Here is a 14365-nt window from a genome sequence, read left to right as displayed (position 1 = left end):
TGCGCCTATTTACGGCTCACGCTGCGTGAACAAATCCAGTTGCTCGTGCTTGCCGCGCAGATCCTGCAAACGCACGCCCACGCCCAGCAAACGCACCGGTCGGTTGCCGCGCGCATGGGCGTTACTGAGCAGGGCTCGATAGCTGTCCAGATCACGGGCGGCGCCGGCCTGTTCGAGGGTGGTCTGGGTGAAGTCGTGGAACTTGACCTTGACGAAGGGCTTGCCCACCCGATAGCTGCCGTCCAGGCGGGTCATGCGCCGCTCCAGCTCTTCCAGCAGCGCAGGTAGTTGCGCCAGGCAGGCTTCCAGGTCTGGCAGATCCTGATCGTAGGTGTTTTCCACGCTCATCGACTGACGGCGACTGTCCGTCTGCACCGCGCGCTCGTCGATGCCATGGGCCAGGCTCCACAGGCGCTCGCCAAAACTGCCGAACTCACGCACCAGGCGCAGCTTGTTCCACTCGCGCAGGTCACTGCAGGTGCGTATGCCCAGGCGGGTCAGCTTGTCGGCGGTCACCTTGCCGACACCATGCAGCTTGGTGACCGGCAACTCGGCGACGAAGTCCTCGACCTGATCGGGGGTAATCACGAATATGCCATTGGGTTTGCGCCAGTCGCTGGCGATCTTGGCCAGGAACTTGTTCGGCGCGACCCCTGCCGACACGGTGATATGCAGGTCGCTGGATACCCGGCGTCGAATGTACTGGGCGATACGTGTGGCGCTGCCGCCGAAGTGTTGGCAGTTGGACACGTCGAGAAAGGCCTCATCCAGGGACAGCGGCTCGATCTGATCGGTGTAGTCGCGAAAGATCGCGTGAATGTCCCGGGATACGGCGCGGTAGACATCGAAGCGGGGTTTGACGATCAGCAGGTCCGGGCACAGCTTCAGCGCATGCCCCGAGGCCATGGCCGAGCGCACCCCATAGGCACGCGCCTCGTAGTTGCAGGTGGCGATCACTCCGCGCCGATCCGCCGAGCCGCCCACGGCCATGGGCTTGTCGGCCAGGGCCGGGTTGTCGCGCATTTCGACGGAGGCGTAGAAGGCGTCACAGTCGATATGGATGATCTTGCGCTGTGCCATAGACCTGATAACGAGAGAGCTGGCCGACCATGAACAGCGGCGGGCAAAGGTGGATGGGCACCTTACTGTATATAAGAACAGCCTTCCAGCCCGACGTTGCGCATTTCATCGCCCTGCACGCCATGGGCGCTGACACCATAAAACCGCCTGAAAGGCCCGCATGGCAGGGGCTAGACTGTCTACGACACGTACGCAGCGCTGCTAACTGATTGAACGGAAAACAGTTTTTTCCCAGATAAGCGTTGACAGCATGCCTCAGATGAATAGAATGGCGACCGCGGGATGGAGCAGTCTGGTAGCTCGTCGGGCTCATAACCCGAAGGTCGTCGGTTCAAATCCGGCTCCCGCAACCAGATACTCAGAAAGGCCACTCAATCGAGTGGCCTTTTTGTTTTTCTGCTCTGTCGATTTAACTAATTGATTGAAAAGCATAAATCGATTGACAGATGTCCGTTTCCATATATAATTGCCGGCGCGGGATGGAGCAGTCTGGTAGCTCGTCGGGCTCATAACCCGAAGGTCGTCGGTTCAAATCCGGCTCCCGCAACCAGATACTCAGAAAGGCCACTCAATCGAGTGGCCTTTTTGTTTTTCTGCTCTGTCGATTTAACTAATTGATTGAAAAGCATAAATCGATTGACAGATGTCCGTTTCCATATATAATTGCCGGCGCGGGATGGAGCAGTCTGGTAGCTCGTCGGGCTCATAACCCGAAGGTCGTCGGTTCAAATCCGGCTCCCGCAACCAGATACTCAAAAAGGCCACTCAATCGAGTGGCCTTTTTGTTTTTCCGCTCTGTCGATTTAACTAATTGATTGAAAAGCACAAATCGATTGACAGATGTCCGTTTCCATATAGAATTGCCGGCGCGGGATGGAGCAGTCTGGTAGCTCGTCGGGCTCATAACCCGAAGGTCGTCGGTTCAAATCCGGCTCCCGCAACCACCTTCGAAATGAAAGCCCTGACAGCCTAGCTGTCGGGGCTTTTGTTTTATGGGCGCCTGAAAACGTCCGGGCACCTCCTGCACACACTCTCTTCAGGCACTATCCTCTTCTGCAGATAAATCTTTCCTGGTGTCAGGCATGCACACCTTGAAGCGGCACGCCTGTACCCATACATTATTTGTCACACAAAGAAACTTGGCTTCCGCCTTCCAATCTGAGCCGCACTACCCAAGAGGTATCCGATGCGCGCCAGCTCCGACGCTACTGCCCCACCTTCCCTGCCCAAATCTCAACTGCTGCTATGGCGCCAACGCCTGGACCGATACCGCCAGCCGCTGGGGCTGAGTGCCGCCCTGCTGCTATTCGTGGTGGCGCTGCTCGCCTGCCGGCATCTGCTCGATGAGCTCGACCCGAGTGCGCTGCACCAATCCATACTGGCGGTGCCGACCGTGAATCTGTTCGGCGCCGTTGGCCTGACCGTACTGGGCTTCATCGCCCTGCTCGGTTACGAATGGTCGGCCAGCCGCTACGCAGCCGTCAGCCTGCCAGCCCGCACACTGGCCACTGGCGGCTTCTGCGCGTTCGCCATCGGCAATGCGGTCGGCCTGTCGATGCTTTCCGGGGGCTCGATTCGCTATCGCCTGTATGCCCGCCATGGCATCGGCGCCGGTGACGTGGCGCGCATGACGGTATTCGCCAGCCTGTCACTCGGCTGCGCCCTGCCCCTGCTGGCAGCCCTCGCAGCCTTGGCGGATCCTGGTGCAGCGGCCGCCGCCCTGCACCTGCCAACACCGGTATTGATCGCCCTCTGTTTGGTTCTTCTGGCCCTCGGCGCGGCGCTGCTTCTGGCTTTGCACCGCGCTCGCCTGGCGGAAAGACCAGCCCCGGACTGCGTCACCGTGCGCCTGCACAGGCACCTGCTGCGCCTGCCCGACACACGCCTGACCCTGCTTCAGGTACTGATCACCCTGGTCGATGTCAGCGCCGCAGCAGGCGTGCTGTATCTGCTGCTGCCCGAAGCGCCGCCCTTCACCACCTTCCTGCTGGTCTATCTGCTGGCGCTGGCCGCTGGCGTGCTCAGCCACGTGCCCGGCGGCGTAGGGGTGTTCGAGGCGGTGCTGCTGGCAGCCTTCGCCAACGAACTGGGCGCTGCCCCCCTGGCTGCAGCGCTGCTGCTGTATCGCCTCATTTATATCGTGCTGCCATTGCTGGTGGCCTGCCTGCTGCTGCTGGCCATCGAGCTGCGCCGTCTGGTGGATGCCCGCCAGGCGATTCGTGCGGCCAGCGGCCTGGCCGCTCCAGTTCTGGCGCTGCTGGTGTTCATCTCGGGGATGGTGCTGCTGTTCTCCGGCGCGACACCGAGCCTGGATGAACGCCTGGAGATTCTCGACTTTCTCATTCCGCACCGACTGATCGATGCCTCGCACTTCGGCGCCAGCCTGATCGGCCTGCTCTGTCTGCTGCTGGCCCAGGGGCTGCGCCGCCGTCTCTCCGCGGCCTGGGCGATGACCCTTGGGCTGTTGGTCACCGGTGCGGTGCTTTCGCTGCTCAAGGGCTTCGACTGGGAGGAAGCGTTGCTGCTGAGCATCACCGCTGGCCTGCTGGCCCTATTCCGCCCCTACTTCTATCGCCCCAGCCGCATCATGGAGCTGCCGTTCTCACCCTGGCACCTGGCGGCCAGCGCCTGCGTGCTCGGTGCCTCCATCTGGCTGCTGTTCTTCGCCTATCAGGACGTGCCCTACGAACACCAGTTGTGGTGGCAGTTCGCGGTCAACGCCGATGCACCACGGGGCCTGCGTGCCGCCCTCGGTTGCGTGCTGCTGCTCGGCGTGGTCTTCCTTGCCTGGCTGCTGCGCGCCGCACCACCGGCCATCACCCTGCCAAGCAGCGAAGAACTGGATCGCGCAGCGCAGATCATCAAGGCCTCCGACCAGGCCGATGGCGGCCTCGCACTGACCGGCGACAAGGCCCTGCTGGTACACCCGCAGGGCGATGCCTTTCTGATGTACTCGCGCCGCGCCCGCAGCATGGTCGCCCTGTTCGATCCAATCGGCACCACGCAGCGGCGTGCCGAGCTGGTCTGGCAATTCCGCGATCTGTGCGACCGCCACCACACCCGCCCGGTGTTCTATCAGGTGCGCGCCGAGAACCTGCCGCTGTACATGGACATCGGCCTCACCGCCATCAAGCTGGGCGAGGAAGCCCGGGTCGATCTGAATCGCTTCGACCTGGACAGCACCGGCAAGACCATGAAGGACCTGCGCTACACCTGGAACCGCGGGCAGCGCGACGGCCTGGTGCTGGAATTCTTCGAGCCCGGCCAAGCGCCTCTCGACGAACTGCGCGGCATCTCCGATGCCTGGCTGAACGGCAAGCAGATGCGCGAGAAAGGCTTTTCCCTCGGTCGTTTCGACCCCGCCTATCTGCGTCACTTCCGTATCGTCGTCGCGCGGGTCGAGGGCCGTGCCGTGGCCTTCGCCAACCTGCTGGAGACCGACAGCCGCGACCTCGCCACTCTCGATCTGATGCGTGTGCTGCCGGATGCGCCAAAGCTGACCATGGAATTTCTCATGCTCGGCCTGATCCTGCATTTCAAGGCAGCCGGCTTCGCCCGCTTCAGCCTCGGCATGGTACCGCTCTCCGGCCTGCAGCCGCGTCGCGGTGCGCCACTGGCCCAGCGCCTTGGCGCCCTGGTGTTCCAGCGCGGTGAGGCGTTCTACAACTTCCAAGGCCTGCGTCGCTTCAAGGACAAGTTCCAGCCGGACTGGGAACCCCGCTACATGGCCGTACCTGCCGGGCTCGATCCGCTGGTGGCGCTGACCGATACCGCCGCGCTGATCGCCGGCGGTTTTACCGGACTGGTGAAACGTTGATGACCCGTACTGCCAAACACCTGATACCGATACTGATCCTCCTGCTCGTGTTGCTCGCTGGCGGCCTCTACTACTGGCTGCGGCCGCCCGCCGAAGCCAGCCTGGCACGCCAGCCACTGGCCTCCGGCGGCGATCTGCTGCTCGCCACGCCGGGTGACAGGGTGCAACGCCGCGTGCTCCTGGCCCTGCCCACCGACCAGCAACTCAGCGATGCCGAGCTGTTGGAACTGGCGCAATCCAATCACGCCATGATCGGCCAGTACCAGGCCATAGCGCAGAGCTGCGAGGCCCAGGCCAAACGTCTGCAAGAGGCCACCGCCCAGATGGACGGCCCAGTGAACCTGTTCGCTGGCAGCGACAATGCCGCCATGCTCGCCTGGCGCTGGCTCGCCACCCAGAATGATGACAAGGCCCAGGCACTCTCCGTTGGCTTCTCGCTGGACAAACCCGATTGCGATACGCCGCCACCAACGAGCAGCGCACAGGGTCACTGGCTGGCCGTGTGGAACGACAACCCGGATGACGCCAGCGCGCGCTTCGTGCGCCAGCAGAGCAATGCCGAAACCCTGATCGGCGACTACCAGACCGCGCCCAAGGCGCTGCTCACCGCGCAACTGCGTCGCCTGCTGCAAGGCGCCAGCGATGCCCTGCCGGTGGTCGAAGTGCCGGCAACCCAGCCCGGCGAGACCGTGAGCCTGTTCTACTCGGGTGATGGCGGCTGGCGTGACCTGGACAAGGCAGTCGCCGAACAGATGGCCGAACGGGGCTACCCGGTGGTTGGCGTCGACACCCTGCGCTACTTCTGGCAGCGCAAGAGCCCCGAACAAGCCGCCAGCGACCTCTCCGAACTGATGCGCGAGTACCGGGAGAAATGGCACGCCAAACGCTTCGTGCTGATTGGCTACTCATTCGGCGCCGATGTGATGCCGGCGCTCTACAACCGCCTGCCCGACAGCGACAAGCGCCAGGTCGACGCCGTGCTGCTGCTGGCCCTGGCGCGCAGCGGCGCCTTCGAGATCCGCGTTCAGGGCTGGCTCGGCAAAGATGCCAGCGAAGCGGCCACCGGGCCGGAGCTGGTCAAGCTGCCGGCGGAAAAGGTGCTGTGCGTCTATGGCAGCGAAGAGGCGCCGGAAAGCGGCTGCACGCAAGAGCAGAGCGTCGGTGAGAAACTACAGTTGCCCGGCGGGCATCACTACGACAAGGATTACCCGGCGCTGGCCGAGCGGCTCATCGGGGCGATCCAGAAGCGCCAGAAGTAGACACAACTGAGCCTCTGAGGTGAGACCAGGCGTCGGCGTGCAGCACGGCCCGTCGGCAGTGCTGGCAAAGTCTCGCGCTCGCCGCTAGAATTGCGCACTTTTTGATCAGAGGCGCCCGAGCGCCCGCATCATCTCAGCCTGAGGTTCGCCCGCATGACCACCACCGCCACCCCGAAAGTTGGGTTCGTCTCCCTTGGCTGCCCGAAAGCCCTGGTCGATTCCGAACGCATCCTCACCCAGTTGCGCATGGAAGGTTATGAGGTCGTGCCGACCTATCAGGACGCCGACGTGGTGGTGGTCAACACCTGTGGCTTCATCGACAGCGCCAAGGCCGAGTCGCTGGAAGTGATCGGTGAAGCGATCAAGGAGAACGGCAAGGTCATCGTCACCGGCTGCATGGGCGTCGAAGAAGGCAGCATCCGTGACGTGCACCCCAGCGTGCTGTCGGTCACCGGCCCGCAGCAATACGAGCAGGTGGTCAACGCCGTGCACGACGTGGTGCCACCGCGCCAGGATCACAACCCGCTGATCGATCTCGTGCCGCCCCAGGGCGTCAAACTCACCCCGCGCCACTACGCCTACCTGAAGATTTCCGAAGGCTGCAACCACAGCTGCAGCTTCTGCATCATCCCGTCGATGCGTGGCAAGCTGGTCAGCCGCCCGGTGGGTGACGTGCTGGGCGAGGCCGAGCGCCTGGTCAAGGCCGGCGTCAAGGAGCTGCTGGTGATCAGCCAGGACACCAGCGCCTACGGCGTCGACCTCAAGTACAAGACCGATTTCTGGAACGGCCAGCCGGTCAAGACACGCATGAAAGAGCTCTGCGAAGCGCTCTCCAGCATGGGCGTGTGGGTGCGCCTGCATTACGTGTACCCGTACCCCAACGTCGACGACATCATCCCGCTGATGGCCGCCGGCAAGATCCTGCCTTACCTGGACATCCCCTTCCAGCACGCCAGCCCGCGCGTCCTCAAGCTGATGAAGCGCCCGGCCTTCGAAGACCGCACCCTGGCGCGCATCAAGTCGTGGCGCGAGCAGTGCCCGGACCTGACCATCCGTTCGACCTTCATCGTCGGCTTCCCCGGCGAAACCGAAGAAGACTTCCAGTACCTGCTCGACTGGCTGACCGAAGCCCAGCTCGACCGCGTCGGCTGCTTCCAGTACTCGCCGGTGGAAGGCGCGCCGGCCAACGACCTGGACGTGGATATCGTCCCGGATGACGTCAAACAGGATCGCTGGGATCGCTTCATGGCCCACCAGCAGGCCATCAGCACCGCACGCCTGCAGATGAAGATCGGCCGCGAAATTGACGTGCTGATCGACGAAGTCGACGACCAGGGCGCCGTGGCCCGCTCCTGGGCCGATGCCCCGGAAATCGACGGCAGCGTCTTTATCGAAGGCACCGACTTCCAGCCGGGCGACAAGGTACGCGTGCGTATCGTCGATGCCGATGAGTACGATATGTGGGCTGAGCGGGTTTAAGCTCACTCGCCTAACAAACGCCCACTGCGCCAGCCTGGACAGTGGGCGTTTTTGTACCGGCGCGAGCCTGCTAGAGATGGACAGACCAGGCACAAGCCGAGTAGTGTCTTGCCACTCCCAACCAAGCGCTGACGGCCCATAACCCGTCACCGAAACGCCAAACGCTCAAACCGGATCTGAGCTGTGAGAAAACAAGGAATGTTACCCGCCAGCCCCCCTCGCATCGCCAAACGGCACGGCTTAGCCACCGCCCTCCGCGCTCATGAATATCCGATACAGGCTGCCCTACTCGCGCTGTTCGTCATCTGCTGCCCCGCACTGGCTATCGCCGCCAAGCCGAACATGGCAGGCGACTATGTGGGCCAGATCGAAAACGCCGGCAAGCTGGACAAAGTGGTCACCTCCCTGCGCTGGAGCGCCAAAGACACCCTGTCCGGCAGCTATGTCCTGACCGATCAGGATGGCGAAACCAAAGGCCGGCTGAAGGACTGCAAGCCCCTGCACAGCCAGCTCCTGAAGTGCGTGTGGATAGACAAATACGGCTACGGAGATCTCGAACTCAACTTCGATGACCGCTTCACGGAGTTTTATGGCGAGTGGCGTTATTTTGGTGGTGGGGAGCGGTATGTGTGGGATGGCGTCAAGAAGCTTTAAGGTAGATCGGCGGGACTCAATCTATAGAGAGCGATGTGATGGACGGCGTAGACTAAAACGATACTGTTGCTCAAGATAGTTCTTGGATCGCGCATTAAGTCGGCGGATGGAAAAACGCCTTACGCACTCATCGCTAAAGCTCGCTCCGCAACCAAATGTTAGCCACACTATGAAACTAATTGAAACACGCCAATTTTATCTAGCAATATCCATGAGCGATTTAGTGCAATGGCATGGTGAAGACGACGATGACTTTGAGGCCAAAAGAGAAATCCAGTCTGTCATTGAGCTTTTGGGTTTAGAGGTGAATATTAAACAGCTATATAGAAAATATTTTCATGAGACAGATATCGGTCAAGGTGACGTCTACGCCTTTTTAAACACTCACACCCCTGAAAATCTTCTTGCCATCGATACATATCGAGAGCTTACAGATCAATTAGATATAATCTCTATTTTCGCCAGCGCCTCTCCGAGGCTAGTCTCAATCGTCAAAAGCAAGCTGAGAGAACTGTTCGATTCGGCTTCATGCCAAGTGGTTTACGAAGAGGCCAACGGCCTTGCTAAGCTTCAACAACTGCTTAACAATAATACATATCCGCTCACCCTTGCAGAAAGCGGGTATAGGCAAAATCTTATTGTGCGAAAATGCGGCTAACAATTGGCTCGAACCGTCGCTGGGACGGACTAAATTCCGCCCTTAACCAAACGCCCAGAATGCAGAGGTAGTAATGGGTCTGCCATGGAAGACCAGGCTTGCTTACCCTCTTTTCTTTCTACTTACTGCGTGCATGGGATCGATTCCCCCTCAACCCTGGTTTGAGGGAGAGACCGAATGGCCAAGCATTCATAGATTTGACGTCAGCAATGATGAAAAACCAGAGCCTTTCGAACTTGTAACGAAAATACACTATGTAGACGAGTCCAGCTTATGGATCTATCTCTATGTGAATGACTTCAAAAGAGCATCCATGCTCATACGATATTCCGCAGGGGAGGCCTATATAGAAAAGGAGGATGGCCAACGCATCACGCCAGCGCTTTATGTCACCAGCCCGAGCGCAAAAAACATACCGTCTAGCCTTCCTTGGGGTGGAAAAATCCCCGATATTGTCGTACATGAACAGACAATCGACCCCAACGACAGTGGCGGATTGCATGGTGGAGTCAGCCTGCGTTTTGACACCGCTCCGCCTCACGCAAGCTCGCGCTGGGTCTTGCATTTGGGGACGGTAACCATCGGGGATGCAGAAATCGAGATCCCAGAGAAAACGATAGTGGTTAGAGCAAGGCAATGGTACACGGTGCCTGTACAGTGAATAACTTCTCATCGGGGTCACCGTCGTGGATCACGGCCTAGCCGGGTTTCAAAAAACCAAGCGGGCTGCCAGTTAGTGGCAGCGTTTCACAATGCACCTCAAGACCCTAATTTTGCGCCATACGGCACCTTGAAAACCAAGCAGAAAACCATGAATCGTCGAAAGAAAATAAAACAGTTACTGGAAGCCCATGCCAAGAAGGCCAATGCCAAGCTGGCGCCGAAAAACAAGCCTAAATACATCTGCAAGGCTGACCGACTAAAACTGGCTAATGAGACGACCGAGGCCCCAGTAGATAGCCCAGCTCTGTAGAGCGAACAACGAGACGCTTGCCATGCACGTTTGAAAACCTTCAACCGGCAGAGATCCTTGAAATCAGGTCGCACAGCGGCGGATAAAAAGCGCCCCTCCTTACTGAATTAGTGGACACTGATATTGATGCTCAAGGTAATTGCACAGGACTTCATCAAGCCAGAACACATTGAGGACGTGATGCCTCTGTATCGGGAGCTTGTGGATAGAAGCAAAGAAGAACCGCTCTGTGTATCTTACGACCTATACATCAACCAGAAAGAGCCGGGGCATTTCATTTTCATAGAGGAGTGGCCTGATCGTGCGGCTCTGGACGCGCACTGCAATACCGAACATTTCAAGAGACTTGTGCCGCTGATAGATCGGCATCAACGATCGCCTGGAACCTACCTGCTTATGGACGCATTCCAGTGAGTCCGCTTGACGCCCCAAACCAACACTGTTGCGCGAAGCAACTTAACTCAGGCGCTATGCACGCAGGGACCGCAAAATGCAAAAAGCTCTATTATTCACGCTAGGAATAATGATGGCCTCAAGTCTCGGGGGCTTGAGCCATGCAATTGCTCAAGCGAATAACACCCAGGCACTACGAAGCACGGATGATACAGGCTGTTACCTTACAGATGGTCGGTTTACAGGCCCAACCATCGTGCTAGCTACCGGGCTTTATCATGAACCAGGGTTCCCAAAAGAAATAGCTTTAAAAATGATCCGAGTGGCCTTGTCTTCAGGTTGCAATGTTGAGGAGCCGGATGAGGTAGGCTCAACCCCGCTGGTGGCCTCGATCTTATATAACGAACCGGCGCTGACAAGAATGCTTCTAGATAGCGGCGCAGACCCTTATTTAAAAATATCAAGCACCAAGAAGTATATTAATGGACTGAATGCATTTCAGGTTCTTGAATTCTTAATCACAAACCAGCCTTCTAAAGATCGAACTGGCTTGCGCCGATTGCTTGATCAATACAAAAGCACATAACAGACCGATCAACCCACTGAACAATCTACCCACTCAAAATCAATCATAAAGCGAGGTAGGGTGGACAACGCGAAGCTTGTCCACCGAACTCTCTGCTGGATCAAACTTTCAGAACCCATATCGCCTATGAAGTACGCCATATTCATCAGTGAACAATCATGCCCCGACGGTCTCTACACCGGCCCGGTCGCGCCAGAAGACGCTGGCTACCTCACCCGCTGCGTGATCCCTCATCTGCAACCGCTGAGCGATGAGGAATATCTCGATGGGCCGGCGGCGATACTGCAAACCGGCGCTCGTTACAGTTACATACTCAGCGCAGGAGCCATCTACTGGTGCGTCGAATGGCAACCGGGTCTTGTCGTGGTGAGGTTTTCGCCCGATACGAGCATGGCCTGGGTAGCCTTGCGCTCGCCCGTGCCTGACTTCGCAGGCCGTGTCGCCCTGGAGGTCGATACTGCCCACTACGATGAAGACGCCGAGGACCATCAATACAACCTGGTGTTCAGAAGCTGGGACGCGCAGTTCGACGAAGACCATAGGGTTCGGGGCGCCTTTGAACCTGCCTCTGCCAGCGAAGAGGCTTCGTTCAACGCAGCCATAAGGCACGCCAACAGACTGTCGAATCAGGATCACAGCAATGACATGGAGCGCCGTGATCGTCTAGAGCGTTTTACCGCCCGCTGCGGCGAAGGCATTCGGGTGAAACATTAGCGCCATGCTGAAGCGTCCCAAGCAAACGCCGTGCGGACATACCGGCGAACCGACAAGCAGCACCGTCAATGGCCGTCGGAGAAATCCAAGAGCGTTGGTGGCATGCCTGGCCTACAACCTATTCAACTCGGCTCTGTTTTCTCTATTCGTCAGAGAGGCGCTGATGATCCGCGGTGATGGGCCTGGGGGCTTTGGTGAACTGATACTCAAGCTACTGATGTCTCATATGGCGCTCGCACTGCTAGCGCTGGGGTTGATTGCCTCCTTCAAGGTGTTCTGCACCGAAAAGCGTGGTTGGGGCTCGATAACGGCTTGCGTTGTGGCGACATTGATCCTCATCGGCTTCTCCGCAATCGCGGTCGCGGAAGCCTGCATGGATGATCGCGGGCATTGCCGCAATTGGCACTGGTACACGTAGCCATCAAGGTCAACCATTAGGCTATCGGCAGATCTGCTGTCCGCGGCACGTTCCAACAGATACTCCAAGTTCCCAACCCACGCGACCAGCCTGTCTCACTTTGTCCAACCTTCCTCGCCATGGATGCATACGATTCGCGCCTGCAAACGATTCTTAAGGAACACTCCATGCACGCGCCCTTCCCTCGCCGCCGTATTGGCACCCTGATTCGCCTGGCGACCTTCTGCCTGGCCACTGGCAGCACCTTCGCCCATGCCGACACCGTCGAACTGGACGACATGGTGGTGACCGCCTCCGGCTTTGCCCAGAATCTGGAAGACGCCCCGGCGTCGGTCACGGTGATCAGCGGTGATGATCTGCGCAAGCGCTCGGTGCAGAACCTGGGTGATGCGGTACGTGATGTGGAAGGTGTGGTGGTCAACGGTGGCGCCAACGAGACCGACATCCAGATTCGCGGCATGCCTGGCGACTACACGCTGATTCTGGTCGACGGTAAACGCCAGAGCGGGCGCGACTCACGGGTCAATGGCAACCGGGGTTATGAGCAGAGCTTCGTGCCGCCCACGGCAGCCATCGAGCGCATCGAGGTGGTGCGCGGACCGATGTCGTCGCTGTACGGCTCGGATGCCATCGGTGGGGTGATCAACATCATCACCCGCAAGGTATCGCCCGAGTGGGGCGGTAACATTTCCCATGACTACTCGGCACGCCCGAATAGCGATCAGGGCAATGCCCGCAACACCCAGTTCTATCTCAATGGCCCGCTGATCAACGAAGTGCTCGGCCTGCAGGTTTGGGGCAGCTACCTCGACCGCCAGGCCGATGACGACGTCGAAGCCAACGAAGGCTTCGCCAAGTCCGACAACAAGAGCCTGACCGCGCGCCTGGCCCTTACGCCGACCGAGAATCATGACTTCCTGCTCGAAGCGGGCGCCTCGCGCCTGAAGAACGGCGATGGTCTCAGCGCCAACTGGTCGACCCGCGAACAGAAGAACAACCGTGATCACTGGTCGCTGACTCACGAAGGCCGCTGGGGCTGGGCGGATTCGACACTGTCGTTCGCCGAAGAAACCACCAGCCGCGAAGGCAAGGCGACACCGGCGCAGGCCGACGTGTTCGGGCGCAAGCCGGAGATCCGCAACCGCGTGCTGGACGGCAAGCTGGTGATCCCTACCGACTACCACGTCACCACCACCGGCGTGCAGTGGAACGAAGCCACGCTGACCGACTGGAACCAGGCCAACCGCGGCACCTCTCGCGAGCGCGAGAACGAGGAATACTCGGTGGTACAGAAGGCCCTGTTCGCCGAAGACGAATGGTCGATCACCGACGATTTTGCCCTTACCACCGGCGTGCGTCTGGATCATCACGAGCAGTACGGCAGTCACGTCAACCCACGTGTCTATGGCGTCTGGCACCTGAATAACGAGTGGACGCTGAAAGGTGGCGTGGCCCGCGGTTTCAAGGCGCCGGAACTGCGCGCGGTAATCGACGACTACGCCGTGGTGCGCCGCAACCGCTTCGTGCAGTTCGGTAATTCCAACCTCAAACCCGAGAGCAGCACCAACTACGAGTTGAGCGCGATGTGGTCGAACCGTGACGACCTGTCGGCTGGCGCCACGCTGTTCTACAACGACTTCAAGGACAAGCTGTCCACGGTCACCACCACCGAACAGTGGCAGGGCCTGACCGTGATGGAGCGGGTCAACGTCGACAAAGCGGTGATCCGTGGCCTGGAGTTGAGCGGCAGTTGGCAGGCGCTGGCCAACGTGGCGATCAAGGGTAACTTCACCTACCTGGATTCCGAGCAGAAGAGCGGCGTTGACAAGAGCCGGCCGCTGTCCCTGACCCCCAAGCGCAAGGCGAGCCTGCGTGCCGACTGGGATATCAATGACCGAACCCTGGCCTGGGCTGCCACCAACTACAGCGGCGAGGAATATGGCGCTACGCTGACCGGCCAATCGTCCCGCGCCTACACCACTGCCGACATCGGTGGCTCGTACAAGCTGACGCAGAACCTGACGCTCAACTCGGCCGTCTACAACCTGGGTAACAAACGCCTCAACGACGAGGACGACGGCACGGTCAATTATGGCCGTACCTACTGGCTGGGTGCGTCGCTGGACTTCTGATGCCCTGAGCGTTCCGCGCCCGCTACCGCACCTGAGTCGCACGCGGAGCGTCCTGCAAAGGCATTCCCATGCGGAGCGTGAGGAACGATCGATGTGGTGGGCTGAAGCCCACCCTACTCCCCAGGGGCATGAACCGTAGGGTGGGGCTTTAGCCCACCAAAGCCATTCAACGCCGATGGTGGCTGGCTATTCGATCATTCCC

General features: G+C 59.5%; 13 protein-coding genes and 4 tRNA genes. 16 read left to right on the top strand and 1 reads right to left on the bottom strand.

Translation table 11 applies throughout. The features are described from left to right. Positions 1–9 precede the first annotated feature (9 nt). Positions 10–1080, bottom strand: coding sequence for a DNA polymerase IV (gene dinB / locus ACT9T4_RS19530; protein ID WP_499118546.1), 1071 nt, complete (start codon positions 1078–1080; stop codon positions 10–12). Positions 1081–1356: 276 nt separating this feature from the next. Here dinB and ACT9T4_RS19525 point away from each other — a divergent pair. From ACT9T4_RS19525 to ACT9T4_RS19450, 16 genes are all read left to right on the top strand, one after another. Continuing rightward, positions 1357–1433 (top strand) — tRNA-Met (locus ACT9T4_RS19525). Between the two features lie 120 nt (positions 1434–1553). Further along, positions 1554–1630 (top strand) — tRNA-Met (locus ACT9T4_RS19520). Between the two features lie 120 nt (positions 1631–1750). Further along, positions 1751–1827, top strand: a tRNA-Met gene (locus tag ACT9T4_RS19515). Between the two features lie 120 nt (positions 1828–1947). After that, positions 1948–2024, top strand: a tRNA-Met gene (locus ACT9T4_RS19510). A 242-nt stretch (positions 2025–2266) separates the two neighbouring features. After that, positions 2267–4897, top strand: a complete 2631-nt coding sequence (mprF, locus tag ACT9T4_RS19505; RefSeq protein WP_499118545.1) for a bifunctional lysylphosphatidylglycerol flippase/synthetase MprF — start codon at positions 2267–2269, stop codon at positions 4895–4897. Next, positions 4897–6156: a virulence factor family protein gene (locus ACT9T4_RS19500; RefSeq protein ID WP_499118543.1), complete on the top strand. Its 1260-nt coding sequence runs from the start codon at positions 4897–4899 to the stop codon at positions 6154–6156. The genes mprF and ACT9T4_RS19500 overlap by 1 nt, the downstream gene beginning before the upstream one ends. Before the next feature lie 153 nt (positions 6157–6309). Further along, positions 6310–7635, top strand: coding sequence for a 30S ribosomal protein S12 methylthiotransferase RimO (rimO, locus tag ACT9T4_RS19495; protein ID WP_499118541.1), 1326 nt, complete (start codon positions 6310–6312; stop codon positions 7633–7635). Between the two features lie 183 nt (positions 7636–7818). Next, positions 7819–8289: a hypothetical protein gene (locus tag ACT9T4_RS19490; RefSeq protein ID WP_499118539.1), complete on the top strand. Its 471-nt coding sequence runs from the start codon at positions 7819–7821 to the stop codon at positions 8287–8289. Positions 8290–8458: 169 nt separating this feature from the next. Continuing rightward, a complete protein-coding gene (locus ACT9T4_RS19485; RefSeq protein ID WP_499118537.1) occupies positions 8459–8947 on the top strand; it encodes a hypothetical protein in 489 nt (162 codons plus the stop codon). 73 nt (positions 8948–9020) lie between these two features. Continuing rightward, entirely contained in the window at positions 9021–9608 is a 588-nt protein-coding gene (locus ACT9T4_RS19480; protein WP_499118535.1) for a hypothetical protein, read from the top strand. Positions 9609–9758: 150 nt separating this feature from the next. Then, positions 9759–9920: a DUF2986 domain-containing protein gene (locus tag ACT9T4_RS19475; RefSeq protein WP_499118533.1), complete on the top strand. Its 162-nt coding sequence runs from the start codon at positions 9759–9761 to the stop codon at positions 9918–9920. Between the two features lie 126 nt (positions 9921–10046). Further along, positions 10047–10334: a putative quinol monooxygenase gene (locus ACT9T4_RS19470; RefSeq protein ID WP_499118531.1), complete on the top strand. Its 288-nt coding sequence runs from the start codon at positions 10047–10049 to the stop codon at positions 10332–10334. Positions 10335–10410: 76 nt separating this feature from the next. After that, positions 10411–10899 (top strand): hypothetical protein, encoded by a 489-nt coding sequence (locus ACT9T4_RS19465; RefSeq protein WP_499118529.1) that lies wholly within the window; start codon positions 10411–10413, stop codon positions 10897–10899. A 60-nt stretch (positions 10900–10959) separates the two neighbouring features. Then, positions 10960–11613 carry a hypothetical protein gene (locus ACT9T4_RS19460; RefSeq protein WP_499118527.1) on the top strand — a complete coding sequence of 218 codons (654 nt, stop codon included), beginning with the start codon at positions 10960–10962 and terminating at the stop codon, positions 11611–11613. A gap of 4 nt (positions 11614–11617) precedes the next feature. Further along, positions 11618–12031, top strand: coding sequence for a hypothetical protein (locus ACT9T4_RS19455; RefSeq protein ID WP_156152631.1), 414 nt, complete (start codon positions 11618–11620; stop codon positions 12029–12031). 167 nt (positions 12032–12198) lie between these two features. Continuing rightward, positions 12199–14163: a TonB-dependent receptor domain-containing protein gene (locus ACT9T4_RS19450; protein WP_499118524.1), complete on the top strand. Its 1965-nt coding sequence runs from the start codon at positions 12199–12201 to the stop codon at positions 14161–14163. Positions 14164–14365 lie beyond the last annotated feature (202 nt).

This window comes from Pseudomonas sp. SZ40 (assembly GCF_052958135.1).
This window is presented reverse-complemented; position numbering and strand designations above follow the sequence as displayed.

What these genes read in the sequence shown, in the direction of transcription:
- dinB (WP_499118546.1), bottom strand. Translation starts at nt 1,080, where the DNA reads ATGGCACAGCGCAAGATCATCCATATCGACTGTGACGCCTTCTACGCC.
- mprF (WP_499118545.1), top strand. Translation starts at nt 2,267, where the DNA reads ATGCGCGCCAGCTCCGACGCTACTGCCCCACCTTCCCTGCCCAAATCT.
- ACT9T4_RS19500 (WP_499118543.1), top strand. Translation starts at nt 4,897, where the DNA reads ATGACCCGTACTGCCAAACACCTGATACCGATACTGATCCTCCTGCTC.
- rimO (WP_499118541.1), top strand. Translation starts at nt 6,310, where the DNA reads ATGACCACCACCGCCACCCCGAAAGTTGGGTTCGTCTCCCTTGGCTGC.
- ACT9T4_RS19485 (WP_499118537.1), top strand. Translation starts at nt 8,459, where the DNA reads ATGAAACTAATTGAAACACGCCAATTTTATCTAGCAATATCCATGAGC.
- ACT9T4_RS19480 (WP_499118535.1), top strand. Translation starts at nt 9,021, where the DNA reads ATGGGTCTGCCATGGAAGACCAGGCTTGCTTACCCTCTTTTCTTTCTA.
- ACT9T4_RS19475 (WP_499118533.1), top strand. Translation starts at nt 9,759, where the DNA reads ATGAATCGTCGAAAGAAAATAAAACAGTTACTGGAAGCCCATGCCAAG.
- ACT9T4_RS19470 (WP_499118531.1), top strand. Translation starts at nt 10,047, where the DNA reads ATGCTCAAGGTAATTGCACAGGACTTCATCAAGCCAGAACACATTGAG.
- ACT9T4_RS19465 (WP_499118529.1), top strand. Translation starts at nt 10,411, where the DNA reads ATGCAAAAAGCTCTATTATTCACGCTAGGAATAATGATGGCCTCAAGT.
- ACT9T4_RS19455 (WP_156152631.1), top strand. Translation starts at nt 11,618, where the DNA reads ATGCTGAAGCGTCCCAAGCAAACGCCGTGCGGACATACCGGCGAACCG.
- ACT9T4_RS19450 (WP_499118524.1), top strand. Translation starts at nt 12,199, where the DNA reads ATGCACGCGCCCTTCCCTCGCCGCCGTATTGGCACCCTGATTCGCCTG.